Here is a 23,810-nt window from a genome sequence, read left to right on the forward strand (position 1 = left end):
ATCAAGTGATCTTTAGCCTCTTTTTTATCGTGGAGCATCACTAATACAATCCGTCCTGACCTCTGATAGGAGTGCACGGCAATGTCGGCCACAACGACACCTTTCCCCAAAGCAGTGATTTTCGACGCATACGGCACGCTTTTCGACGTGCATTCGGTGATCGCTGCCGCGGAGCAGATGTTCCCGGGCCAAGGCGACGCGCTCTCGCAGTTGTGGCGCCAAAAACAGATCGAATACACGCAACTGCGCACGCTCGCCGATCCGGCCGGCTCACCCGGCGCGCATTACCGGCCGTTCTGGGACATCACGCTCGACGCCTTGCGCTTCGCTGCCAGGAAACTGCATCTCACGCTGGGCCGTGCGGCGGAAAAGCGTTTGATGGACGAATATGCATGCCTGTCCGCGTTTCCCGATGCAGTGCCCGCGCTACGCCAGTTGCGCGACGCGCCGGTGGCGTCGTGCGGGGTCACACCTGCATCTGCAAGCGACAAAACCGGGGCAGCGGCAAGAGCCCGGCCCGGTCTCGCGATTCTTTCGAACGGCAATCCGCAAATGCTCGACATCGCCGTGAAAAGCGCGGGCATGACGCGTCTGTTCGACCACGTCCTATCCGTCGATACCGCACGCGCCTACAAGCCCTCGCCCGCGGCCTATTCGCTCGGCACGCAAGCGTTCGGCGTCGAGCCGCGCGAGATTGTCTTCGTGTCGTCGAACGGCTGGGATGTGGCGGGCGCGAGCTGGTTTGGCTTCACCACTTTCTGGCTTAACCGGCAAAACGCACCAGCCGAAGAACTGGGCGTCACGCCGCATGGCGCGGGCGGAAGCATGAACGATCTGCTCGCTTTTCTGAAGTCCCTCGCGTCGCCCGGCCGCACTAGCGGCACGGGCAGCACCGGAAACCCCGGTGGCAGCCGCACGCGCCACAGCCCTGGCACTTGACGGCTACCCCTGGACCCCACGACGCAACTCAACCTCATCTCAACATTTGCACTTTTGCAATCTGACCGACCAAGGAAAAACCATGGCGAATCCGCTGTCATCGCAGTCATCGCTGCAGTTGCCGCAGGGCATGGAAATCACGGCTGAAATCAAGCCGGGCTATGAAGCAATCCTCACCCGCGAAGCGCTTGAGCTCGTCGCCGCGCTGCATCGCACGTTCGAACCGCGCCGTCAGAAGCTCTTGCAGGCGCGTGTCGAGCGCACCAAACGGCTCGACGCCGGCGAGCGCCCCGACTTCCTCGCCGAAACAAAAAGCGTGCGTGAAGGCGACTGGAAGATCGCGCCGCTGCCGCAAGATCTGCAATGCCGCCGCGTGGAAATTACCGGTCCGGTCGAGCGCAAGATGATCATCAACGCGCTGAATTCGGGCGCGGATTCGTATATGACCGACTTCGAAGATTCGAATGCGCCGAGCTGGGATAACCAGATCACCGGCCACATCAATCTGAAGGACGCGGTGCGCCGCACGATCTCGCTCGAACAGAACGGCAAGTCGTACACACTGAACGACAGGATCGCCACGCTGATCGTGCGTCCGCGCGGCTGGCATCTGGACGAAAAACATGTGACGGTGGACGGCAAGCGCGTCTCTGGCGGCATCTTCGATTTCGCGCTCTTCATGGTTCACAACGCGAAGGAACAGGTTGCGCGCGGCACGGCGCCCTACTTCTATCTGCCGAAGGTGGAGAGCCACCTGGAAGCGCGCCTGTGGAACGACATCTTCGTCGCCGCCCAGGAGGCCGTCGGCGTGCCGCGCGGCACGATTCGCGCGACCGTGCTGATCGAAACGATCGTCGCCGCGTTTGAAATGGACGAGATCCTGTACGAGTTGCGCGAGCACAGCTCGGGTCTGAATGCCGGCCGTTGGGACTACATCTTTTCGGCGATCAAGAAGTTCAAGAGCGACCGCGATTTCTGTCTCGCCGACCGCTCGCAGATCACCATGACCTCACCGTTCATGCGTGCCTACGCGCTGCTGCTGCTGAAGACCTGCCATCGCCGCAACGCCCCGGCAATCGGCGGCATGAGCGCGCTGATCCCGATCAAGAACGATCCGGCGGCGAACGACAAGGCCATGGGCGGTGTGCGCTCCGACAAGGCACGCGATGCCGGCGACGGTTACGACGGTGGCTGGGTCGCGCATCCGGGTCTCGTGCCGATCGCGATGGAAGAATTCGTCAAGGTGCTCGGCGACAAGGCGAATCAGATCGGCAAGCAACGCGACGACGTGCTGGTCGCGGCCTCCGACCTGATGGACTTCCGCCCGGAAGCGCCGATCACCGAGGGCGGTCTGCGCAACAACATCAACGTCGGCATTCACTACCTGGGTTCGTGGCTCGCGGGCAATGGCTGCGTGCCGATTCACAACCTGATGGAAGACGCCGCCACCGCGGAAATTTCGCGCTCGCAAGTGTGGCAATGGATTCGCTCGCCGAAGGGCAAGCTCGAAGACGGCCGCAAGGTGACGGCCGACCTGGTGCGCGCGTTGTCGGCAGAAGAACTCGGCAAGGTGAAGCAGGCAGTCGGCGGCGATACCCGGCCGTACGATCGCGCTGCACAAATCTTCGACGAAATGTCGACATCGGAGCAGTTCACCGACTTCCTGACGCTGCCGCTGTACGAGGAAATCTGAGGGGCTGAGCCTCAGGCAGCAGCAATAACGACGTCGTACCGGGCCCGCTTTCACCAGCCACGCAAGATGAAAGAGCGGCCCGGCTCGCAAGGCTGACCGACCGGACGGCCCGACAGGCGCATGCCTGCCGGGCCGTTTTTTTGCACCCGTGGTGCGCCTGTCGTGCGCTTGCTGCGTGCTTGTCGTGCACTCGCGATGGACGCGTTATGCGTCGGCCACGTGCTTGCGATGCGCCCGCCGCGGGTCAGCTATGCCATCCCTCAGCGGGTGCTGCGATGCTCGACCCAATCGCCCGATCTGATTTCCGGAAGGCCCTTCACCGCATTGGGCGCGACCGGATAGAAGCGGCAGTTCACGACGTTGCCCTCTACTTTCACCATCACTTCCCGGGCAAGGAAACGATCTTCGACGCCGGGATACACCGCTTCAATCTCATCGAGCACCGCGACCAGCTCATCGTCGATTTCATAGACATCGCCCGTGACGTCCACACCCGCCTCGTCGACCACCAGGCCAGGATACAGACCGAAGTCGAACAGATGGCCGCGCACCGTGGCCGTGCCAAGCAGATTCGGCGCAGCGATCTCGTGGCGCGCTGCAGCTTCCCGGAGGTCATTCACTTCACCGGCACGCAAGGTGCCGTATACGAAAACGGTCTGCATCGTCGTTTGTTCTCCTTGATGATGGGTCCGGCTCACCCCGGCTGTTGCCGGAGATTCAGTTCAGTGGCGCGCTCGCCACCAGCACGTCGTCGATATCCGCATAGATCCACTCGCCCGGACGCACCAGCGCGCCCGGCAATTGCACCGGCACGTCGCGCTCACCCGTGCCGAGCTTCTGGCCGCGCCGTGGGCAGGTTGCCAACGCCGCCACGCCGACATTGATCTCATTGAGCTCCAGCGTATCGCGCACGCAGCCGTTCAGCACGATGCCCGCCCAGCCATTCTGCTCGGCGATTTGCGCGAGGTTGCCGCCGACCAGCGCGCAACGCAGGCTGCCGCCACCGTCGACCACCAGCACCCGGCCGGCGCCCTTCTCCTCGAGCGTGGCATGCACAAGCGCATTGTCTTCGAACACCTTGAGCGTCACCGCCTGGCCGCTGAAAGATTCGGCCCGGCTGAAGAGATGAAAAACCGGCTCGAGCACACGCAGTGTGCCCAGCGCCAGTTGATCCTCGTGTGCATCGCACAAGTCAGCGGTTGCAACGCTCATGGGGTCCTCCTCGGAATCCGTGCAATCGGGACACAATCGGGACATTATGCAACGTCAATTCCGACGCAACACTACAATGAGAAGCCCGCGGTCGTTTTGAGCCTCTGCCGCCGGTTCAGCGCTGCCGCGGTCAACGCATGAAGGCGCGGTGCTTGAGCGCCCCATGCTCACGGGCTCCATCATGTTCACAGGCGCTGCGTTATTTGAGTTCCATCCATTGGATCGATCTTCAACATGAATTCGTCTGCTGAGCCAGATCAGTCGAGCAAAGGCCGTCTCGCCGACATCCCGCCCGAATTCCAGCCGACGCAATCTCACCCGATTCGCGTACGCTCAAGGCTGATGCCGTCGGGCTGGCGCATCGCGCGACACACGCACGCGTGGGCGCAGGTCGCCTATGCGTCGCGCGGCGTGCTACGGGTCGCAACAACCGGCACAACGTGGATGGTGCCGCCATCGCGAGCGATCTGGGTCCCGCCGCATGTAACGCACGAAGTGGTCGCGGTCGAAGACGCCTTTCTGCGCACACTCTACATTACCGAAAGCACGGTCCCGGCCGGACTGGATACGCCGCGCGTGGTCGAAGTATCGGATCTGCTGCGCGAAGTCATCGCCGCGCTCGACACCCCCGGCATTTCAGCGACACGCGAACAATTGCTAGGCGCGCTCGCGCTCGACGAACTGACGCGCTCGGAGCCCTTGCCGCTATCCGTACCGATGCCCAGCGAAAAGCGCTTGCGTGCGCTGTGCGAGGCCGTGATCGCGGACCCCACACACGCCGACTCGCTCGAACAATGGGCATCGAGCGTCGGCGCGAGTACGCGCACGATTGCACGACTGTTTCGCCAGGAGTTAGGCGTGAGCTTTTCGCAATGGCGTCAGCAGGCCATTCTCGCGCGCGCGATTCCGCTCCTGAGTCAGGGGCGGCCGCTTTCCCACGTCGCGCAAGAACTGGGGTATCAGAGCCAGAGTGCGTTCTCAGCGATGTTCCGGCGGGCATTCGGCGAAAGTCCGCGCGCGTTCATCGAGCGTGGCGCAGAGCATCGCGTGGAAAGCGCGGATCGTAGTGATTCAGAGGCGGACGAAGAGACCGCACAAAAGTGACGGCATAAAGGTCATGGCGCGAAGGTCACGGCCGGCGACAGTACCTCAGACGCGGCGCGCCAGATGACGGATCGCCCCGAGTTGCGCCAGACGCGGCCCGGTCAGCTTGTACCCCTTGCGTTGATAGAGCCGCGCCGCGGGATTGTCGACGAACACGCGCAACTGCAACTCGTGGAGCCCGCGCTCGCGCGCCCACTGATGCGACATGTCGAGCAGATACGTGCCAGCGCCGAGCCGCCGATGCCCATCGGCAATCTGTACGTCGCGGATATGCAGCGAATCGCCTTCTTGCGTTATGCGCAGCACGCCGATCGGCTTGCCGTCCATTTCGAGAATGAAATTTTCCGATTCGCGCCAGCTACCGAGAAAGAGATCGCCACGCCAGACCAGATGGTGCCGGCGATAGTAGCCACCCATATTGTTGCGGGTCAGCGCCTCAGCGAACTCGAAATCGTCCATGCTGGCCTGGCGCAGATAAAACGGTGACGGAGCTTCGGTTGGGTCGAACATGGCGGGACAACGAAGATGGGTCGGGTCAACGGTAAAACAGGCCGCGCGCGCTGGCAATGGCTGTTTGTCCCGAGCATACCCGGACGATACCCAGGCAAAGCGGCTGCTGAAATAAAAAAAGCCCACTTCTTACGAAGTGGGCTTCTTAAAATCTGGCGGAGCGGACGTCCGCCGCTCAACCATACACGACAATGGTTTAAGGACAATCCATCCAACCTACCCACCAAACAACCCACCAAAATTGGAAACGCGATATTCACATAAACGCCGCCCCAATCCTGAAATCTCATGCCCACACCAGATGAAGGTCGCTGATCCCACCATGAACTTGCCAACGGGAGCCGATGGAGCAAAACGCACCATGCCCGAAGCCAAGCTGACATTAGCTCTGCGCGATCATCGATGCTTGAGAGCCCGTCGGCCTCCAATTGATCTGCACCGCGGCAAACACCGACTGGGCCTTTTTGCGGGTCATTTTTGCGAGCGAAATGGTACGTGCGTAATGTGTGTGCTGATGAAAGGGGCTTTTCAGCCTTGATGTCCCCCACATAGGGCCAACGGTCCTCCCTGGTCCTACGCCGCATTTTGGTTTAGCATCCGCGGCATGTTTTCTGACCCTTCCTTCTTCGCGCGGCTGATCTCGCCGATGCTCGATCAACTGCGGCGCCTCGCTCACGGCACTCGCGGCGAGCATTCCGTCGACGATCTGAAGAGTGAGGTATGGCTTGCCGCTCAGGACATCCACAAAGAAACGGGCGTTAAGTTCGACCCGGAGGACGAGAGCTTCCAGGAAGCGATCCTGACGAAACTCCGCAAGGCGTTCGGCCGCTTCGCGAATCGCAAGATGCGGTACGCGGTGCAGTTGGACCACGGGCAAGCCGGCGACGACGGCGAACTCCTTCCAAACTCTTTCGCCTCGAGCCTGGCCGCTCCAGACGTCTACGAGCCGGAGATCGCCATCGAGCGCGCCGAGGAAAGTGCTGCCGGCGAGGAACGTCTCGCGAAGCGATTTACCGAAGCGGTCGCCTATCTGCGCGCCCTCGATCATTTCGACAACGAGTCCAGCAGAGTCGCCGCGCATCTCGCAATCACAATGGGAGCGTTCAAGTCCCGACTTGCGCGTGCCGCAACGACGGCAGAGTGCCAACGGTCGTTGTTTGACGGAATCGAAACCATACCGCGTGACTTCGTGCCGCTCCGAGGCCACACAGTGCGCCTAATGGCCAGAGCCTCAATTGAATGGGGTCGTATTTGCGCCTTGGTGAAACCGCGCCAACAGCGCTTGTTCTCTGGCTCCCCGGCGCTATTTCGTCGGCCTTGAAACGAAAAAGGCGGCGAAGCGCCTTAGCTGCGCAACCGCTCCATTTCCCTCAGTGCGGCAGCTCGGCGCGCGCTGAACTACGCGGAGTAGAATCCATTGCGCCGCTTCTGCATCCTCGCACGGGTCAAAAATGCCAAGTTTAAATATCTCGTCGGGTACCGCCGACACCCTGTTTAATCTGTCGAACATTATCCTGGTCTTGGGCGCCGTCTTTGTCGCTGTCGGAACGATAGGCGCGATCTGGACTGGCACGATCCGGGAGCACTACTCCGACATCCGCATCAGAAATAACGAAACACAAACCGCGCTGGCGGGCGCTGCAGCTGCTCGCGCCAATGAGGGCGCTGCTCGAGCAAATGAAGCAGCTGCGGCCGCCAATCTCCATGCAGCTGAAGTAGAGCAGCAAAACATCGAACTGCGCAGAAAGTTCGCCAGTCGGAGAATTGACGCCGATCAGCACAAGGTTCTCGTAGCGGAGCTATCGAAACAGCCTGGAGTCTTCAATATCGAGGTAATGGGCGATCCGGACTCTGGTATGTACGCAGCGGACATACTAAAAACCTTCACCGACGCGGGCTGGACTGTGGATAAAAAGGAGTTTCCACTGGGGGTCATTTGGACTGGCATCATCCTCTTCCAGACTGACGACCCGGCGGCTGCGGTGATTGCGCACGCACTCAAGGAAGCCAAGATCCCCTTTTCGATCGGCAATGAATATCATGAGAAGGCAACGATCATGATTGGCGGAAAGCCGCCTGTCTTTTGAGGCTTATGTGTCGGCGGCTCCGTACGAATGTGAGCTCAACCCTTTCCTATTCAATGCGAGGCTAACTTGTTTCCCGAAGATAACGCAAGATCCATTTCCCACGCATTGGCGTCGGTTACTTTGCCTCCCAACGTATCCCCCGCCGAACGCGCGTTTGATGTGCTAGTCGACGAGGTCAAACAGTTCGAGACCGCGCTCACAGAAGGCGAAGCTGTAGGCGCTATGCTGGCGTCGTTCGGGCAGGCTATCAAGCTGCAAATTTCAAGCATTTCCAGGGCAGGGCAGTTCTTTTGTTTCGATGGTCTGACAGAGCAAGGTGACGAAGCACGCTTGGTCCAACATTTCACGCAGACGTCGATCCTATTGGTGAAGCTGAAAAATGAATTGCCTCGCCGACCGATTGGTTTCGTTGCTGACTGAACCCCTCCACGTAGCAAGGATCTCGCCGATCAAACGAAAAAGGCGCCGAAGCGCCTTCCCGCATTATTACGATTTAGCAGTCAGCCTTGCGCCAATGCGCGGGGTTGGGCCGATCTTGACGGTGTCGTTCACGTGCGACATGGACTGTATAGCCTTGCGAGCATGCCCATTTTTCGGCCGCGAGCTGTGTGCTGAAAGTCTGGACCTCCTTTTCGTTGACTATCACCACGTGGTGGGTAACTCCGTGGGTTTGTTGGTCCGATTTGGGTCTGTATTCGACGTATGCATTGGTCATGTGCCCTCTCCTTCATTATTAGTTAAGCGATAAGTTGGCAGAAACCCCGCAACTCACGCAACGGGCGAAGTTGCCCGCCCAGTAGATTGCGAGCAATCCCCGATAACCTGGATCGTCGTAAACCCTCTACTCGACAGCGTCTAGAGACTTTCCTCTATCGACCGCGATCGAAATGGCGCGCGCGTAATGAAACGAAAAAGGCGCCGAAGCGCCTTCCTCGTGCTGCCCCCTGCCGCCGTTACACCCGAGACCGGGAAGGAAGCAACGACCTTCTCAGCATGGACAGCCGCCGGTGTTTTTCCAAATTGCGCCACCGCCGGCCGGGCGCGTCGAAACTTGCGATCAGTAGGTCGGGTTGATGAAGTCAGCGTCTGGAACGCCAAGCTTTTCGACCTGCTTGTGCACATGGGCGGTCAGCAAATTGGTCACCCGGTCCGCCTCATCGATGCCCAGCTCGGCGGCAAGCAGCGCGCCGATGCGCGCCGGCCAGCTAAGCCACGAATCACGCTGTGCTCGAGCAGCCTCAAACAGGACTTTCTCCGCCAGGGCCATTTCCACAAGCGCCCCTGACTTCTTTTCATAGTCCAGCCGGTTGAGCAGTGCGAGATAGACCTCCTTGATGCGCCTCGCCTCGTCGAAGCTCGTTGTATTCACATCGATGTCACCCGCCAGGCGCGCCGCTGCGTCGTCAAGCGACTCACCAGGCTTCAGATCGATCTCAACGATATCTTCTGCCGCGAGTGTCTCTTTGACCGGCGAGCCGCCTTTTCGGACGCGCCCGAGTTTGGCGAGCGAAGCGTCGACGTCCACGAGGGCGCCGGCCATTACCAGTTTCTCTTCCTGTTTCCACTTGTGCACGGCCTGTCGCTTCACGCCGCACAGGTCTGCGAACTCAGATTGCTTGATGAGGGCCATGATCTCTCCGGTAGTTGGAAGGGTGCATCGTTACGATGCCTCCTCTTCGTCGCTCCATGCAACTGTTGCCGGCGCTCCAAAAGGGGTACCAAGGAGGGGAATCGCTGGGCGGAATGCATCAGGGACCGTCCGGTCACCACGAAGCCACCAGCGCAGATTCTCGAGGGCGAGGAACGCGTTTTCCTCGAACGTGAAGCCATCGCAGAGAAAGTGGGATTCGCCGTTCCGATGAAGGTCGATGTCGTCGCCGTCCACGATCAGATCAAAGCCGAGGATCTCAGCGACGGCGGTTAGTCGCCGCGTCAACCCGCCATGCGAAAAGTCGAATGTCCGCGTTCCGTCGACGGCCGCTAGCAGCTCGTCGGTTGACAAATCGCGGCTCGATGCACTCGCGGTTGACGGTTGGTTGACACGGTTGTCAACCGGCGGTTGACGCAGCGGCGAGCCGCCGACGCGGTACCGCATCATGCGATCGTGCGAAGCGATGACGTCGACCTCTTTCCCTTGCAGGACAATGCATCCAGAGGTTTCCCACTTCTGAACCGCTTGCCTTGTGACGCCGCACATGCGAGCGAATTCTGACTTCGAGACGAACATATAGTTTTTTCCTATCGAGGTTTTTCGGGGGTTCTGTCAACCAAATTTCAGAATTTCATAGTGAGTGGAAAGTCGGGGGTTATTGACTCCGCCGTGCATGACCCTCCAGATAGGACCCGTTGCAACCCGGGTCGCCGGAAAGCCTGGTTCCGATGGTCGGATTGAGGGCAGCGGCCACGGTTTTGCGCGGGCTCGGGCGCATTTCATCACGATGACTCGTGGTAAAGAGATGGGCCTTGCTGCATGCCGTGGGGTGCAGTGGTGCTCGCCACCGGATTGCCACTGAGTCCGCTTTGCGTTGCGAAGCCCATTTTGTCGGCGATGCGTTGCTGCGCCTGAGCAACGAAGTCCATATTGACTTCGAGATAAGCCATGGTCGTCAGTGGACTCTTGTGTCGCATTGCGCGCTGTATCGACTGGATTGGTGCACCCATCTCACTCATGAGAGTGGCGAACGTTCCACGAAGTCTGTGAGCTGTGACGTGCCCGGCGCCGACGGATTTGTTTGCGGCAAGCATCGCATTGCGGGTGAAGCCGGATGGGCAAGGCTTTCCATTCGGGCGCGTGACGATGAGGCCGGACGCCTGACGCAGCGGTTGCAGATATTCGATCAGCCACTCCGGTACGGGGATCGGATCTGCCTCACGACCCTTTGTTTCGCCAGGCACGTAGACGCGTCGCTCCCAATCCAGCCATTTCCAGTCCGCCGTAATGGTCTCGATCTCCCGCAGCCCCAAGCCGAGCATCAGTCGCACAGCGATCCTGACGGCTGCCCGGTCACCCTCATGGTCATCGACGGCAGCTAGCCACTTCTGAGCCAGTGAGGTCGAGAGAATCGCTCTCGGCTTCTTCTGGACGGTCAGAGCACGCACGTGAAAGTGCACTGCCGGAATGACTTCGCGGCGCACGGCCCAACTGCAGAGAAGACGCAGCACCTTGAGCCACTGATTGGCGCTCGCCGGCGCATGATCCTTCAAATACTCGTTGCGAGCCTCTTCGACCATGTCCGTCGTCAACTCGTCGATCATCACGTCGCCAAGTCGATAGAGGTGCAGTCTGCCGAATACCTCGACAATCTTGGCGTGTGACCGGCTGGCAGTCGGTGTATGGACCGTGAGCCACTGGGCGACCAACTCGCGCAGAGTAGGAATCGACTGTTCGCCGCGGCTCCACAGCCTGGCGTCGCGATGAGCGCGCGCTGCGACGGGCTCAGCTCGATGCCTGAGCGTCTCGCCGGTCGATCGCTGGACCCGCTTGCCGTCAATCTGGAAACGGTAGTGCCAGATCTTGCCGACACGAAAGAGGTGGTAGCTCATGCGCTATTCCGTCTGGCTCGGGGCACTTGTAGTGGTACCTGGGCCGCCCAATTGCACATTCGGCACTGGGTGCGTGTGGGTATCGTAAATCTCACGCATCTGCGCCATCGAGTGCGAGTTCGATCCGAAGTTGTCGATGATGTCGCCCAACACCTTGAGGATCGGCGTATTCATCAGCACTTCAGTCGCGGCGTTGATCGTCACCGTCGTCGCACCATTGACCGTCACATCCTGATTGTTCGCGTTGACCACGATGCCGCCGGACGCTGTCATGTAGACCTGTTTGCCATCCTCGCTGTACAGCATCGACTCGCCGGCCTGCAGGCCTGTTGGCCGCGATTGCTGATGGTTTGTCGCGAATACCGCGCCGGCGCTGATGTCTCCCGCGACATGCAACGTGAGGACGTCAGATCCGATCGGAGGGGAGGATGTGAAGCCGAATTCGGCTACCCGATAGCGGTCGTCGGCGCAGTTCAAGTCGCTCATCGTGACTTGCATCTGCTGGACAGCCCCACTGTCGTCGACAAGCGTCACACGACCGCGGCCGAACAGCCCGCGCAGCCTCATGAACAGACGATCCATGTTGGTTTCGTTCATTGGTTTGCATTGCTCACGGTGGCGATGTCAGGCGAGATAGGATTGAGAATGATCGGTTCCTGATAGAACGCTTCCGGCGGCATGATCGTCAGATCTGCAGTGGTGCCGCTCTCACTGCGCTTGTACGTAACATCAGAGATCAGCCATGTCCGCGTCGACAGCTTCAGACCGGGCAGGTCAATCGGAACGAGAACGTTGGGTTCGAACAGTTTGCCGGCCGAGTCACGCCATGTATCAGTCGTCAAACGTACTTGAAATGACCGACCATACCGACTGGCCATTTCCCAGTTCACGCGTTGCTCGGCGACTATCGGGCCGCCAGCCACGTTCTCCGAAACGATGACACGATAGCGAAAGCGAGGAACGGTGCCATCTGCCACATGGCTGATCAGATTGCCGCCCTGCCCGATGTCCTTCAGTGTGTCGAGACCCTGATAAAGCGCGTCGTAGTTGCTGAACCGCTGATCCATGCCGAACATCGCCGACGCCGACTGGACATTGACGCCCTGCTTAAAGCCGCTTGCCGCCGTCCTTGTTCCGATGGGAGCTGCCACGCTCGAGCCTGGCTGCGTGCCTCCGCTCGCGATCAGAAGGCTCCCGTCCGGCTGATCGTAAAGGAGCAAGCCCCGATAGCGGCATAGGCGCTCAAGGATGTCATAGCTCGTCTCACCAGCCATGACATTCTGTTGTGCGATCGCCGCCCCAAGATTGGTACCGACGGCCATATTGACGGTGATGCCGTAGGCGCCGCACAGATTTTTTGCGATCTGAAGCACGGTCAGATTGAGCATCTGGCCGTTTGGCCAGAACGCCGCGCAATCGACCAGGTCCTGGCACTTGTTGCGGCCGGTGATACGGATGATGTGCTCGTTGGCATTGAAGCTCGGCAGGTACCGATCGACGAAGCCGGAAAGGATCAGGTCGGTCCCGAAGTACACCTCGCATTCGTCGCCCGGCTGCACCAGCACACTGTCGACGTCTTCGTATGGTTCGGTGAACGACACTTCGAAGTCGGACGGACAGCGATCGATACCGCGCGACACGCGAACATTGGTCCATCCGGAGATGGTTCGGCTGTTGGATGTCGTGTAGCTCTGAAGTCCAACGCTGCCGCGGTGACAGGTCGACACCACCAAAGTGACGTCGTTAGGTTCGAACTTGGCGTCGAGCATCGTGCGCCCTATCGGATTTCTTCGAACGGGAAGGCAATGCGCGCCGGTTTCACCGGGGGCACCTCCGGCGCATTTTCGACCGTCGTCGACGGCTTGAATCCGTCGGGCACCTTCAGAACGATCACCTGCATGTCATTGGGGGGGGGCGCCCCTTTGACGGCTTCGCCGGAGGAACCGAGATTCGGTTTCGTCATTTGCTTCTCCCTGGGAACATCATGCGCCGCTGTGGCGGCGGACTCATTGTTAAGGTGAGGGTACCGTCCACGTTTAGAATCGGTGGTTCCGACACCAACCGTTTCACAACAAAAAGGAACCCTCATGGGACTGCTCGAAGACATCATGAAGACGCTGGAACGCGTCCCCGGCTGGAAACGCATCGTTGCGGCGCCCGCCGAGATCGATGAGCTAAAGGCACGTTTGGCCAAACTGGAGGCCCAGTTGTCACAGGCCGGCGGCGAGATTTGCCCGGTATGTAGAAAGGCTGCATTCAAGGTCATCAAGTCGATTCCCCATCCCGAGTTTGGTTTTGCGGGCACGAAGCTGGACACGATGAAGTGCTCGGCGTGTGGCCATGAAGAGTCGCGAAACCGGGACCCACGCTAGCACCAATCTCGCCCAACGCGGCTGACACTGCTCGTACCACTTCGATTGGCGTGTCCTCGTGGGCCTGCATAACCAGGCTCACGCGGGACAGGTCGCGCTCGTGCACGAACACCAAAGATCCGGTCACGGTCGCCATGTCAGGCACCCTCGCTATTGCTGGATTGACCCAGATCAACAGCGTAGGCGGCGAGGTCGAGTGCGTGAAAATTCCCGCGATAACGATCGACGGACTGACCCTCCCGATTGAACGAGACGTTGTGATCGGTCTTGATTGCATCGATCCGCTCAGGCAGTTGAGGTTCTTCCCGTCGTGTCGGTAAGTCGTCTTCGCCGTGGATCGCAATATGTCCGGTTTTCTGGAGGTGTCTGGCCGACCGCTCTTCGATCTCAACGTCTTGGCCTGGGCCGAAATTCATGTCAGGCCCCACGATCGCAACGCCGGCTGCCGTGCGTTTCTGACTGCGCTTCTGGATCACGCCGCGCAGCACCCGGACCATGACCATCTTTTCCGAAGCCGGCGGAACGGCCGGTGTGAACGCCGCGCACTTGAAGCCGGTTTTCTGTATCGCGGTGACGAACTCAGCCGTCTCTTTGTCACCGACGCCAAAGGTCTGCGGGTCAATCCATTCGGGCATGAACCAGTGCGTCTGGTATCCGTCGACGTAACCAGCGGCCACCGCGGGATCGCGCAGCCGCGACGCGCTCCAGGGCACGCGCACGCCCGTATCGCGGAGATCGGCCAGCAACTGGGCGCCGTAACCCGGGAATTTGGCGGTGGTGTTCCGGAGGGCGAAGTGCCACGCTCGCTCGGTGGCTGCCATCCCGATAACCGCAGACTGCATTGCTTGAACCGCTTCGACATAGCGTTGCTGATGCGCGTCGTGCGCCGTCATAAGTTCATCGGTGACAGCATCCTTTGCCTGTGCTTCGAGCTCCCCCAGGGCGGCGCTGGCCAGACCGAGGCCCGCGTCGATCGTTTCGATCGCTTCCGCAGACACGCGAGCAGCTTCGATCGCCGCGGTGCGTTGTTCCTCCGCCTTGGCGAGCTGCGCCTCGAGGGTTGAGGTATCGACTGTCTTGCCGTCGGCAAGCGCCTGGGCTTTCAACCGCTGGATCTGGACGCGCAGGCCATCGCTGACGGTAGTGCGCGTCAACAGCGCGTCGATCTGCTTTTGCTCCAGGTTGCGATTAGCCTGCAACTGATCGATCGTGGCTTTCTGCGCCGCGATTGCCTTGCTGAGCTGAGAGACTTTCTTCATGTTGGATTGGCCTGTTGGTGATGGCTGGTAGATCAGGCTTTGCCGCCGGCGCGCTCGCCGGCAGCGATGATGCGAGCTGCCGCTGAATTGGCTGAAATGGATCCGCGAGACTTGTCTCCAGTAGCAGCGCGTTCGCCAGCGGCGAGGATCTTCTTTGCCGTTGCTCCCGCATCAATCTTCGGCGTGGCCGAGCTGGGGACGCGCACCTCGATTCGGCGACCAGTCGCAACACCCCCGACCATTTCGGGGAAGCGCATCGTCTTGTCGGGTACCGCCCGAGTGGCGGTCGATGGTGCGCGGAACCCATTCATGAGCTTCGAGAACGGCATCGCGGTCGCACCCTGTTGTTTGCTGGCAGTCGGTCGTGCAGGCTTGCTGGTCGAGGTAGTGCGGTCGCCGCTGATGGGGCGCGGTAGCACGGGGGCGGCGCTCGCCGCTGCGCGCGTCGGCACGCGGGTCGCGGCGGCAGGTGTCGGCAAGTCGAGGCCAAGCAGATGCGCGTGTGGCATAGCGGCGATTGGCGTTCGTTTCGAGGTTCTCATGGTTCCTTCTGCAGGTTGGTTAGGCGCCGAGGTCGCGCCGCAGATCGCCGACGCGCCACATCAGCACGCCGCCGCGTTTTTCGGGTTTGGGGATAACGCCAGCCTCAACACGGCGATGCACCGTGCGCGGCGTGCAGGCATACAGGGCTGCCACCACCGGGAGTCGTACGCGGGCAATGTCAGGAAGCTCGCCAAAGCTGGCGAGGGTCGTCAGGGGTAGGCTGGTACGGCTTGTCATCACATGTGCTCGATTGGCAACGGATGACAAGATCATGGGCGACGCGGTACGCGAAATCACTGCGGAAAATTCGTGCTATTTTCCCGAAGCGAAAATCAAACTTCGAATTCGAACCTCTTCGGGCGCCATATGTTGAAAGAAACCTTCAGCCGTCGATTCACTGAGCTTGCCGCCAGCTTTGGGTCTATCCGTTTCGATGCTCCCGAATACGGCGAGGAGCGGTATAACGAGTTCGGCCAGTGGCGACAATGGGCAACGAGTGCACAAAACCTAATTTGCGCCGTTTTTGGTATGGAGTCGCCGCATTATCAGAACTTCATGACGTCGTACGGTCTTTGCAACGGCTATGAGGGCTCCGTCAAGGGAATGAACGCCGTGTTTCTATCGGCCAAGGACGATTTCGAAGGCGGGTATGTTTTCGACGTGGACCTGCGCGTCTCAGGCGAGGTGTTCGGCGACTTCGTGTTACTCGCACGCCACGCGCTGTCAGAGGGACACAAGGACGTCGCGGCCGTTCTGGCGAGTGCCGCCCTTGAGGACGCGCTGAAGCGATACGCACTCACGCAAGGGCTAGACGTCGGCGACAAGACCATGCAGGACGTCGTCAATCTGCTGAAAGGCGCCGGCTTGGTCGGAGGGGCGCAAAAGACGCTCTTGGACGCTATGCCAAAACTTCGTAACGCAGCTTTGCACGCTCAGTGGGACAAACTCACGGAACCCGATGTCAGCAGCATCATCGGGTTCGTGGAGAGCTTCCTCCTGACCAAATTCAGCAGCTAGCCGCTACGCGATAGCGACGCCGAACAGCCGGATGATCCGATCGCGATGTTGGGGAAACGCCTCATTTACCTCCGGAGGGCCGTCCGTGCACATACGCATCTCTTGCAGCGCTTTTGTCTTGTGATCTCGGAATGCAGCCCAGGCACTTGTGGGGTTGCTACCGCACACCGCGACAGCCTCCAGCGCCGCCGCCTCGACGGTCGAATCGTGGACCACACAGTGTCTCAACATAACCTTCGCGAGTTGGATGCCCACACGCACATCGGCCGTTGGGCGACCGCGCCGTCCCTTTTTCAATCGGAACGCTACGTCCAGCGACTTACCGTCGAGAGATTCGGCTAGCGCATCACGCACGAACGTGATCAGCTCTCGCGACGGTCCCTCGTTCGTGTAGGCGCTGGAGACAAACTGAGCCATCAACGCGCGCGCCTGATCGGGCGTTCCGCGATCGCTGCGCAACTCCCCTGCGATCTGGAAGATCTCCAGATCCGTGAGAGCCCGCTCGACGGGCGGGAAGTGATATTCGGTTTCCGGTTTGGTCATTTCGATGCCTTCTGCCGATCCTTGCTGCTCGCCGACGCTTCGCGCTCCTCGGTCAGTATCTCGAACAGCACCGTTCGGAACGCCGGTTCGACAATTCGCCAGGCTTTACCCAAGCGCATCACGGCGCCGCACTTCGTTAGCCGACCCTCGTGCCGGCGCAGCCATTTGCTCATATCCGCCGGTTCGCGCAACCGCGGACTGCCGTGGCGCCAGATCGAACGCATGCGCCTATTTTCGTGCAGCCATGTCTCAAGCGGCACCAATCGCTCGATCTCGACCTCGGGCAAGTGTGTCGGCTCGATGCTAGTGCTCATCGAACGCTCTCCCGCTTGGCTCGCTCTTGGGCTCGATACGAAGCGACTATACCGATGAATCCTGCGACGAACAGATTGCGCATCCGCCGCGGCAACGCGCCGACTTCAAGGCAAAGGTAATCCCAGCCCTGCCGCATTGCTCGCTCGTCGGTGTTGGCGCCGGGGTCGAGTACGTGACCCATCGCTTCGATGACGCCGCGCTCGACGACTATCCGCTCTGCGCGATTGTTGACGGCAGTGCAACGAACAACGTGTTCGGCAAGCAGGTCGAGGTAGTCGGGTGAGTTCATAGGCCGGTCTCCTCCGCATCGGCGTCAACTCCGCCAGCCTCCGATTCAAGTCCGCCATGATTTTTACTTGGCGGACTTGATGGCGGAGTTGATTGCCTTGCTGGGCTTGCGTTTCCGGTCAAGTCCGCCAAAAAATCAACTCCGCCAGAGGGCACGTGTGCGCGCGCGTGCGTGTGCGCATGCGCGCGCGGGGGTTCCTGAATCGATGGCGGAGTGGCGGACTTGACCGGAAAGCCTTGCTGGGTAAGGGATTCAACTCCGCCATCGTCTTGGCGGAGTTGATTTCTTGGCGGACTTGAAACGAGGGTAAGTGGCGGAGTTGATTTCGCCGGTGCGTCCCTGTGGTTGGCCCCGTAATTGTCCCAATTCCAGCCCCAATCCTTTCCTTGCTTCACTGCGCGGATCTTTGCCCCGGTCTCGATTTCGGCGTCCTTGGCGCGCTCCACGGTCCGCCAGCTGATCCCCTCGGCCGCGGCGGCCGCTTTCATCTCCTTGGTGCTCATGAAGGGCCGCAGCCACTCATAGAGCATGCAACGCACGCGTTCGAACTTCGAGGCGCGCGTCTGCGCGTCTTCCTCGCCCTCAAGGTCGTCCGCTTCGATCTCGCGCAGAATATCGCGGGCAGACCCTTCCACCGGATCTCCCCACGCGACGCGGCTTGATGGAATTCCGCCCTCGTCGACCACATCGATAATGTATTCGAAGGCGCCGCTCTCGATAGCGATGTTGCATTTCGACTTGGCGAGGATCCGGCGGTCAGACGACTCATCCTTGCCGGCGATCAGAATCATCCGCGCTGCCGCGCCGAAAGCCTGGGATCCGAGGATACGGTCGATCGGCGCCGAGGCCTTGGAACCCTTCGAGAAGTGCGTAATTCCGAAGATTGCACAGTCGTGAACGGTGCCAAGGTCGAGGAGCGGCTGAAGGGATCTACGCACGTCGATCGACTTGTGGCCGTCTCCGTTGACCACGCTGATTATCGGATCGACGATGAGCAGACCGGCGCCCCCCATCTGTTGAATTCGCTCGGAGAGGATTGGGACGTCACGACTGGGATCGAACGGCAACAATTTGCCGTCCTCACCCTCTACCGACTCCACGAACCAGATTCGTGTGCAGTCAGCCCCTGCAGCATGCAGACGCGGCACGAGCGTGTCAGCCAGGCCGTCCTCGCCTGTCCAGATGAGCACGTTGCGAGGCTCCGTGCACTTCGTGCCGTCGGGCCAATCGCCGCCGCGTGAGACGGTCGCTGCGATCGAGAGGGCGATCGTTGTTTTACCGCACCCTGGCTGGCCAGCGAGAATAGACAACTTCCCGGCGGGCACCCAGTTCTGCCAGAGCCAATCAATCCCCTCGGGTGCAATGTCCGATGCCCGGGAGAGGATCACTGACGCTCGAGCGCGCTTACGCACGTCGGCGCCACCCACCGAGATTCGGTCCAACGTTGCGCGAGCCTGCTCGATGATCGACGCCGCCGTCTCTCCATTCGGATTAAGGGCGGTCGTCCGGATTCTCTCTGCGGCAGAGAGGACATCGCGTCGCCGCGCGCGCTCGACCACGATTTCGGCATAGCGGAGAATGTTTGCCACGCCGGGGGTGTTCTGCGCCAGCGCATTCAGGTATGCGAGGCCTCCGGCTTTCTCAGCATTTCCAGACGCCTGCAGCGACTCGAAAACCGTGACCACGTCCGCCGGCTGAGTGGACGTGATCATCTTGGTAATGTGCTGGAAAATCAGTCGGTGATCAGCACGGTAAAAGTGCTCCTCCCCAATCAAGCCCGATACCCGATCCCACGAGCCGTTTTCTAGTAGCAGACCGCCGAGAACCGACTGCTCGGCCTCCGCTGAGAACACGGCTTCGTCGTCGTGTTGAGTTGCTTGATGACGGGCGTTCAAGCGCTACCTCCCTCTGCTGTGCCCTGTGAGGAGTCCTCAGCGGGACGCTCACGCGAAGAAAAAAGTAAGTCTTCGAAATAGCCGCCCTCGTCATCGGCTCGGCCCGCATAGGTGTCGCAAAGCGCGCTGCCGACTTGGACCAGCGAGAGAACATCCGGAGACGAGCATCCGTCGCCTTGTATCAACGCAGTAAAGACCGCTCGGAACACCGCGCCAGCTCGTTCGAAGCCACCTGCCGCGGCACAAAGTTCTGCGTGGGCGCGTTGGACCAGTTCAGGTTTATTGATCATTGCTCACCTCCTCAGTTTCAGCCGGCGTGTGCGCGCCGCTGAGAGTCTTTTCGATTTCGGCGGCGAGGTCGCTGGCCAACCACAAATAGTTGTCCTGCAGCTCGTCATTGAGACTTCGGAAGGCCTCGCCGCCCTCTCCGGTGCAAGCGGCTAGAAGCGCACGCAGTTGCATTGAGATTGTGTGAGCGCGTTCGAACGCGTCACCATTTACCTTGAGGTCATTCATTGCGAGCGGCCCTCCGTCTGCTTGATCAAGCCATCCAGCAGCCCGATAAGGCTATCGAGCTCGACTTCAAATTCACTGCTCATATCCTCGGCGACGAAGCGGCCAATATCAGCGACATCCGACGCCGTGGCGTTAGGGGTCATCGTTCTCAGCGCGATGAAGAGCGAGCTAAGCTTCGAATAGTTGTCGACCCCGCACGCGCGGAGATCCTGCAGGCGCTTGAGGACAGCGCCGAGCTTCTTAGCGGAGGTGCTCATGATTGCACCTCGCCTGCGATCGTTTGATGAGCGAGGCGCGTGAACACGCGATCGATCCGGTCAGTCTCGGCGTCGGCGAGTTCTCGACCGACCGACGCCAGATCCTCGATTGCCCCGTCAGCGTCGCACGCGAGCCGTGCGATCGCTTCAAAGAGATACGAGACACGGTCGAGCACACGCATCGTTTGATCGGCGGCATCTCGCGCGTCGCAAAACGACTCGTAAGCGTATTGGCCATGCGTCGACGGCCGATCGCCACTCGCGAGGTTTGCAATGTCGATCAGCGCCCCGCCAGCGGCGTCCAGTGCGCTTGCCAAGTCCGGAGCGAGCACGGCAGCACGCAATCCGTCGGCGACGATCTTCGAAACAGATGCGGCCTGTTCGGCGCGATCGGGGCCCGACTGCCCGAGCAACTCGAGCAGTGCCCGCGGCATCCGTTCGTGCGCGAGGCCTTCGGGTTGCGGAACGCCGTCGTCCCAGGCGACGGCCGCTGAACCATCTGGATACACCTTGATTGCGGTTCCGACGCGGCCAGCGTGCACGCTGCGCACACGGTCGCCTTTGTGAAGAGCGGTGAGGGAATTCGGGAGAGATGTTTGCACAGGACGTGCATGGATATGACGCATGATGCGACCTCTTACGTGAGCGGTTATCCCGCATCCCATCGCCAAATGGGGTGAGCGGGCACAAGGCGGGGTTGGCGAACCGGTCACGTAAGCACCCGGCAGACCCGAAGGTCTCCCCACCAAGGCCCGCCCATTGAAAGAGGCGCGCGAAGGCGATACGCACAAAAAAGCCGCTCTGCGCGGCTGTGCGCTTACATGGTCCAGGTCGCCAAACCTGATCGCTGTTGTTTCAGCGACGGTTTCAGGATAGCGCCGTCGGTTTACCCGCGTCAACAGGTTTTTTGAGGGCATCATGCACCTCCCGTCGGCAATTCGCGACCAGCCAGAGCCAACCCGCGCATTACCTCAGCGAGGTGCTCCGGACGAATGGAGACGCCGGCGCGTGACGGTAGGTAGTCGCCAGCCTCATCGACGAACCAGACGCGCAAATCGATGTAAGGGCGCCCTTTGAACGTCGTGTGCGTGATGCGCAGCCTCTCGCGGGCGTTCTTCTGAAGGTCGAGCACTGGCACGTCGCCGTGACGCAATTCGGCAGCGTTAATCATGCCGGCTCTCCCTGCAGCACCTTACGCAGTTCGCCGACGTTCCAACGAGCCGAGCCGCCGATCTTGCGAGGTTTCGGAAGAGCGTTCTTTCGAGAACGTTCCCAGACGGTGGAAATGGTGCAGCCGCAGAGCGCGGCTACGGTATGGACATCAACACCGGCCGCATTCGGCAGCCTGTCGAAGTTGCTAAGCTTGTCTGCTGATTTCATCCGTATCGACTTGATAGACGCCCGGGATTGGGCGGGTCGACACGTATTAAATATGGATCAATCCGAAGGACATAGGCGTATGCCCGGCAAACGCATGCGCGTGCCAACAATACGCGCACGCGTGCTCGCTATTCGTGTGCGTTTGCTCGGCACCCGCGTGGTCAGCTAGCCGAGCGCTTCAGCTCGTCGCGGATCCATTCGTAGACCGTATCGAAGACGCGATCCTCGCTCAAGTCGCGCTCTTTTGCCTTTGACAATTCGAGTGCTTCAGGTGCTAGAGCCTTTGCTGCCTGGCGAGGAGACGACCATAGGTTTCCTTTGAATTGCTCAATCACCCACTCGCGGACTTCGCGGTAGCGATCGCCCCTAGCTCGGCCACCTTTGGCCGAGATGTGGGCTTTTCGTCGAGTCTCAGACGTGCGGGCGTCGCGCTCGCACTCAATGTAGGACGCCAAGCCGCTTGCCATGGAAATCGATTCGCTGGCGCGCGCGATATGCTTGACGGACTGGGTGGCTCGATTGTCCTTTAGCAAAGAAATGGCTTCGTCGAGCTGACCAAGAGCCTGTGCTCCCAGCAGCATGGGAACGATCGGCTCGAGCATCGTGCGTTCCTGCGATAGATCGAGGCAGCCGACGAAGGGATCAGGAAGATACTCGTATGCATCGCGATCGCTCAGGTATGAGAGAAGCAGGATCGGCAATCCAAAGCCCGGCGAAAAGTCATCGCCGGCCTCGGCCATCATCAATTCATTCCCACGCTCCTCAACCAGTCGCACAAACAGAGAAAGCTCGGCAATCTGCTCGGGAGTCGCTCGCGCTTCAAGTCCGTACCACTCAGGCTGGCAAAACTTGAGTGCTTCTGCAACCATGCCCCCAAGGCCTAACTCGTAAAGTTCCTTCTCGCCTGCCTGATCCTCGTCGAAGCGCGGAATGTATTTGTACATGCTGCCCTCTAGCAAAACACCATTTGAAATGCGTGCTGACCGGCCACGGTGCCCGCCTCTGATCCTGCTGGGCTAAGCACAGCAGACCGGCTACGCGTGCTTGTGCAGCGGAATGACGGCGCCGGGCTCTCGCGGCGTCGCGATGAAATCGGCCCAATCGATCATCATGCGTCGACGTTTTTCCAGTACATCACCTCGCCAATAGGCTGCCTCGGTCGCGTCGCCCTTGAGGTGGGCGAGCGCGACCTCCGCCAGTTCGCGCGGATAGTTCGTGTATTCGCTTGCCCAATCCCGAAAGGTCGATCGGAATCCATGCGCGGTGACGCCGAGCTTTTGCCGCCGCAAGAGCATCGTCAACGTCATGTCGGATAGCACGTTGCCGCGGACGCCTGGGAATATGAAGTCGTCGGGATCGCCGGCCGGAAGTGATTTGAACAGCGCTATAGCGGCCGGCGACAAGGGTACGCGGTGTTCCTTCTTCGCCTTCATGCGCTCCGCCGGAACGGACCAAATGCCCCGATCGAGGTCGAACTCGCTGCGCCGCGCGAACCGTGCCTCGCCAGAGCGCGCCGCCGTGAGAATGACAAATTCAAGACAGCGTGGTCCCATCCCTTCGGTGGCTCGCAACGTCATCATGAAGGTTCCCATCTGCTCAATCGGTAGTGCTGGGTGATTGCGAACGCGTCTGGTCTTGCTGGGTGCAGAGAGGATCTTGTCGAGATTTCCCTTCCAGGCGGCGGGGTTGATCCCCTCCTCCCGGAAGCCTTTCACGCGAGCCCAGTCAAGGATCGATTCGAGACGACCGCGAACGCGCGACGCGGTTTCTGTTTTGGTCGTCCAAATGGGCTCGAGTATCTCGACGACGTGCGCTCGCGTCACGTGCCGAACCTGCAGCTTCCCGATGATCGGGTTGGCGTATTCGCGCAGAGTGTATTTCCATTGCTCCGCGTGCTTCAGATTGCTCCACTCCGGCGATTTGGCCTTGATGAAGCGGCGAGCTGCTTCCTCGAAGGTCACTTCCATTGTCTGATCGGCGCGGAGGCGACTGGCGGCCTCTTTGCGCGCGAGCACCGGATCGACGCCATCGGCGATCTCGTTCCGTTTCACCTGGGCCATTTCCTGGGCCGCTTTCAGTGAGACGCCGGGATACGCACCTAGGCCTATCTCACGGCGCCCCTTCCCTACCGTTACCCGCAGCACCCACGAGCGCGCGCCGCTGGGGGTAATTTGCAGCGCAAGGCCGGCGACATGGCCGACCGCATGCCTGCCCGGCGCGGACAAACGCGACACGGCCAGAGCTCCCAGTTCTTTCGCAATTTTCGGCATTGGCGCTACCCACCAAAAGACCCACCAAAGAATTTACGACTGAACCGGACTATTTGCAACGAATTT

The 23,810-nt window shown here is 60.3% G+C and carries 32 protein-coding genes; 8 read left to right on the plus strand and 24 right to left on the minus strand.

The window, feature by feature from the left end:
* The first annotated feature begins 81 nt into the window (after positions 1 to 81).
* Together PQR67_RS03315 and aceB are read left to right on the plus strand one after the other, a co-directional pair.
* Positions 82 to 939, plus strand: coding sequence for a (S)-2-haloacid dehalogenase (locus tag PQR67_RS03315; RefSeq protein WP_408454402.1), 858 nt, complete (start codon positions 82 to 84; stop codon positions 937 to 939).
* A gap of 82 nt (positions 940 to 1,021) precedes the next feature.
* Positions 1,022 to 2,632 (plus strand): malate synthase A, encoded by a 1,611-nt coding sequence (gene aceB / locus PQR67_RS03320; RefSeq protein ID WP_408454405.1) that lies wholly within the window; start codon positions 1,022 to 1,024, stop codon positions 2,630 to 2,632.
* A 260-nt stretch (positions 2,633 to 2,892) separates the two neighbouring features.
* On the opposite strand, the gene PQR67_RS03325 is transcribed toward aceB, so the two are convergent.
* Together PQR67_RS03325 and rraA are read right to left on the minus strand one after the other, a co-directional pair.
* Positions 2,893 to 3,294 (minus strand): gamma-glutamylcyclotransferase family protein, encoded by a 402-nt coding sequence (locus PQR67_RS03325; protein ID WP_408454407.1) that lies wholly within the window; start codon positions 3,292 to 3,294, stop codon positions 2,893 to 2,895.
* 55 nt (positions 3,295 to 3,349) lie between these two features.
* Positions 3,350 to 3,844 (minus strand): ribonuclease E activity regulator RraA, encoded by a 495-nt coding sequence (gene rraA, locus PQR67_RS03330; RefSeq protein WP_408454410.1) that lies wholly within the window; start codon positions 3,842 to 3,844, stop codon positions 3,350 to 3,352.
* Positions 3,845 to 4,078: 234 nt separating this feature from the next.
* Between rraA and PQR67_RS03335 the strand changes: the two genes are divergently transcribed.
* Positions 4,079 to 4,948 (plus strand): AraC family transcriptional regulator, encoded by an 870-nt coding sequence (locus tag PQR67_RS03335; RefSeq protein WP_408454413.1) that lies wholly within the window; start codon positions 4,079 to 4,081, stop codon positions 4,946 to 4,948.
* A 45-nt stretch (positions 4,949 to 4,993) separates the two neighbouring features.
* Here the strand turns inward: PQR67_RS03335 and PQR67_RS03340 are convergent, their stop codons facing one another.
* Positions 4,994 to 5,458 (minus strand): GNAT family N-acetyltransferase, encoded by a 465-nt coding sequence (locus tag PQR67_RS03340; RefSeq protein ID WP_408454416.1) that lies wholly within the window; start codon positions 5,456 to 5,458, stop codon positions 4,994 to 4,996.
* 604 nt (positions 5,459 to 6,062) lie between these two features.
* Between PQR67_RS03340 and PQR67_RS03345 the strand changes: the two genes are divergently transcribed.
* The 3 genes from PQR67_RS03345 (at position 6,063) to PQR67_RS03355 (ending at position 7,965) form a co-directional block, all read left to right on the plus strand.
* Positions 6,063 to 6,779 carry a hypothetical protein gene (locus PQR67_RS03345; RefSeq protein WP_408454418.1) on the plus strand — a complete coding sequence of 239 codons (717 nt, stop codon included), beginning with the start codon at positions 6,063 to 6,065 and terminating at the stop codon, positions 6,777 to 6,779.
* A gap of 130 nt (positions 6,780 to 6,909) precedes the next feature.
* Positions 6,910 to 7,545 (plus strand): hypothetical protein, encoded by a 636-nt coding sequence (locus PQR67_RS03350; RefSeq protein WP_408454420.1) that lies wholly within the window; start codon positions 6,910 to 6,912, stop codon positions 7,543 to 7,545.
* A 66-nt stretch (positions 7,546 to 7,611) separates the two neighbouring features.
* A complete protein-coding gene (locus PQR67_RS03355; protein ID WP_408454423.1) occupies positions 7,612 to 7,965 on the plus strand; it encodes a DUF6173 family protein in 354 nt (117 codons plus the stop codon).
* A 637-nt stretch (positions 7,966 to 8,602) separates the two neighbouring features.
* Here PQR67_RS03355 and PQR67_RS03360 read toward each other — a convergent pair.
* From PQR67_RS03360 to PQR67_RS03385, 6 genes are all read right to left on the minus strand, one after another.
* Positions 8,603 to 9,175 carry a hypothetical protein gene (locus tag PQR67_RS03360; protein WP_408454425.1) on the minus strand — a complete coding sequence of 191 codons (573 nt, stop codon included), beginning with the start codon at positions 9,173 to 9,175 and terminating at the stop codon, positions 8,603 to 8,605.
* Positions 9,176 to 9,205: 30 nt separating this feature from the next.
* Positions 9,206 to 9,772: a hypothetical protein gene (locus PQR67_RS03365; RefSeq protein WP_408454428.1), complete on the minus strand. Its 567-nt coding sequence runs from the start codon at positions 9,770 to 9,772 to the stop codon at positions 9,206 to 9,208.
* A gap of 206 nt (positions 9,773 to 9,978) precedes the next feature.
* Positions 9,979 to 11,088 carry a tyrosine-type recombinase/integrase gene (locus tag PQR67_RS03370; protein ID WP_408454430.1) on the minus strand — a complete coding sequence of 370 codons (1,110 nt, stop codon included), beginning with the start codon at positions 11,086 to 11,088 and terminating at the stop codon, positions 9,979 to 9,981.
* Positions 11,089 to 11,091: 3 nt separating this feature from the next.
* On the minus strand, positions 11,092 to 11,685 hold the full coding sequence (locus PQR67_RS03375) for a phage baseplate assembly protein V (RefSeq protein WP_408454433.1): 594 nt from the start codon (positions 11,683 to 11,685) through the stop codon (positions 11,092 to 11,094).
* Positions 11,682 to 12,857 carry a phage baseplate assembly protein gene (locus PQR67_RS03380; RefSeq protein WP_408454436.1) on the minus strand — a complete coding sequence of 392 codons (1,176 nt, stop codon included), beginning with the start codon at positions 12,855 to 12,857 and terminating at the stop codon, positions 11,682 to 11,684. The genes PQR67_RS03375 and PQR67_RS03380 overlap by 4 nt, the downstream gene beginning before the upstream one ends.
* An 8-nt stretch (positions 12,858 to 12,865) precedes the next feature.
* Positions 12,866 to 13,051 (minus strand): hypothetical protein, encoded by a 186-nt coding sequence (locus tag PQR67_RS03385; protein WP_408454439.1) that lies wholly within the window; start codon positions 13,049 to 13,051, stop codon positions 12,866 to 12,868.
* A 124-nt stretch (positions 13,052 to 13,175) separates the two neighbouring features.
* On the opposite strand from PQR67_RS03385, the gene PQR67_RS03390 reads away from it, so the two are divergent.
* Positions 13,176 to 13,460: a hypothetical protein gene (locus tag PQR67_RS03390; protein WP_408454441.1), complete on the plus strand. Its 285-nt coding sequence runs from the start codon at positions 13,176 to 13,178 to the stop codon at positions 13,458 to 13,460.
* Between the two features lie 137 nt (positions 13,461 to 13,597).
* On the opposite strand, the gene PQR67_RS03395 is transcribed toward PQR67_RS03390, so the two are convergent.
* From PQR67_RS03395 to PQR67_RS03405, 3 genes are all read right to left on the minus strand, one after another.
* Positions 13,598 to 14,719, minus strand: a complete 1,122-nt coding sequence (locus tag PQR67_RS03395) for a hypothetical protein (protein WP_408454444.1) — start codon at positions 14,717 to 14,719, stop codon at positions 13,598 to 13,600.
* 32 nt (positions 14,720 to 14,751) lie between these two features.
* The gene (locus PQR67_RS03400) at positions 14,752 to 15,048 is read right to left on the minus strand and encodes a hypothetical protein (RefSeq protein ID WP_408454447.1); all 297 of its coding nucleotides are present in this window, start codon (positions 15,046 to 15,048) and stop codon (positions 14,752 to 14,754) included.
* Positions 15,049 to 15,280: 232 nt separating this feature from the next.
* Entirely contained in the window at positions 15,281 to 15,499 is a 219-nt protein-coding gene (locus PQR67_RS03405) for a transcriptional regulator (RefSeq protein ID WP_408454450.1), read from the minus strand.
* A gap of 129 nt (positions 15,500 to 15,628) precedes the next feature.
* Between PQR67_RS03405 and PQR67_RS03410 the strand changes: the two genes are divergently transcribed.
* Positions 15,629 to 16,279, plus strand: a complete 651-nt coding sequence (locus PQR67_RS03410; protein ID WP_408454452.1) for a DUF4145 domain-containing protein — start codon at positions 15,629 to 15,631, stop codon at positions 16,277 to 16,279.
* Positions 16,280 to 16,282: 3 nt separating this feature from the next.
* Here PQR67_RS03410 and PQR67_RS03415 read toward each other — a convergent pair whose 3' ends face one another.
* The 12 genes from PQR67_RS03415 to PQR67_RS03470 form a co-directional block, all read right to left on the minus strand.
* The gene (locus PQR67_RS03415) at positions 16,283 to 16,822 is read right to left on the minus strand and encodes a hypothetical protein (RefSeq protein ID WP_408454455.1); all 540 of its coding nucleotides are present in this window, start codon (positions 16,820 to 16,822) and stop codon (positions 16,283 to 16,285) included.
* The gene (locus tag PQR67_RS03420; protein WP_408454458.1) at positions 16,819 to 17,136 is read right to left on the minus strand and encodes a hypothetical protein; all 318 of its coding nucleotides are present in this window, start codon (positions 17,134 to 17,136) and stop codon (positions 16,819 to 16,821) included. Before PQR67_RS03420 ends, PQR67_RS03415 begins: the two co-directional genes overlap by 4 nt.
* A complete protein-coding gene (locus PQR67_RS03425) occupies positions 17,133 to 17,426 on the minus strand; it encodes a hypothetical protein (protein ID WP_408454461.1) in 294 nt (97 codons plus the stop codon). Before PQR67_RS03425 ends, PQR67_RS03420 begins: the two co-directional genes overlap by 4 nt.
* Positions 17,423 to 19,321 carry an AAA family ATPase gene (locus PQR67_RS03430; protein WP_408454462.1) on the minus strand — a complete coding sequence of 633 codons (1,899 nt, stop codon included), beginning with the start codon at positions 19,319 to 19,321 and terminating at the stop codon, positions 17,423 to 17,425. The genes PQR67_RS03425 and PQR67_RS03430 overlap by 4 nt, the downstream gene beginning before the upstream one ends.
* On the minus strand, positions 19,318 to 19,611 hold the full coding sequence (locus PQR67_RS03435) for a hypothetical protein (protein ID WP_408454464.1): 294 nt from the start codon (positions 19,609 to 19,611) through the stop codon (positions 19,318 to 19,320). Before PQR67_RS03435 ends, PQR67_RS03430 begins: the two co-directional genes overlap by 4 nt.
* Positions 19,601 to 19,837: a hypothetical protein gene (locus PQR67_RS03440; protein ID WP_408454467.1), complete on the minus strand. Its 237-nt coding sequence runs from the start codon at positions 19,835 to 19,837 to the stop codon at positions 19,601 to 19,603. The genes PQR67_RS03435 and PQR67_RS03440 overlap by 11 nt, the downstream gene beginning before the upstream one ends.
* Positions 19,834 to 20,094 (minus strand): hypothetical protein, encoded by a 261-nt coding sequence (locus tag PQR67_RS03445; protein WP_408454470.1) that lies wholly within the window; start codon positions 20,092 to 20,094, stop codon positions 19,834 to 19,836. Before PQR67_RS03445 ends, PQR67_RS03440 begins: the two co-directional genes overlap by 4 nt.
* Positions 20,091 to 20,645, minus strand: coding sequence for a hypothetical protein (locus PQR67_RS03450; RefSeq protein WP_408454473.1), 555 nt, complete (start codon positions 20,643 to 20,645; stop codon positions 20,091 to 20,093). Before PQR67_RS03450 ends, PQR67_RS03445 begins: the two co-directional genes overlap by 4 nt.
* A 365-nt stretch (positions 20,646 to 21,010) precedes the next feature.
* Entirely contained in the window at positions 21,011 to 21,265 is a 255-nt protein-coding gene (locus PQR67_RS03455) for a transcriptional coactivator p15/PC4 family protein (RefSeq protein WP_408454475.1), read from the minus strand.
* Positions 21,262 to 21,474, minus strand: a complete 213-nt coding sequence (locus PQR67_RS03460; RefSeq protein ID WP_408454478.1) for a helix-turn-helix transcriptional regulator — start codon at positions 21,472 to 21,474, stop codon at positions 21,262 to 21,264. The genes PQR67_RS03455 and PQR67_RS03460 overlap by 4 nt, the downstream gene beginning before the upstream one ends.
* Positions 21,475 to 21,635: 161 nt before the next feature.
* Complete coding sequence (locus PQR67_RS03465) at positions 21,636 to 22,418, minus strand: hypothetical protein (protein ID WP_408454480.1); 783 nt, start codon at positions 22,416 to 22,418, stop codon at positions 21,636 to 21,638.
* Between the two features lie 90 nt (positions 22,419 to 22,508).
* Positions 22,509 to 23,744, minus strand: coding sequence for a tyrosine-type recombinase/integrase (locus PQR67_RS03470; RefSeq protein WP_408454482.1), 1,236 nt, complete (start codon positions 23,742 to 23,744; stop codon positions 22,509 to 22,511).
* Positions 23,745 to 23,810: the final 66 nt, after the last annotated feature.

The sequence above is a fragment of the Paraburkholderia fungorum genome, assembly GCF_046026025.1.
GTDB lineage: Bacteria > Pseudomonadota > Gammaproteobacteria > Burkholderiales > Burkholderiaceae > Paraburkholderia > Paraburkholderia fungorum_E.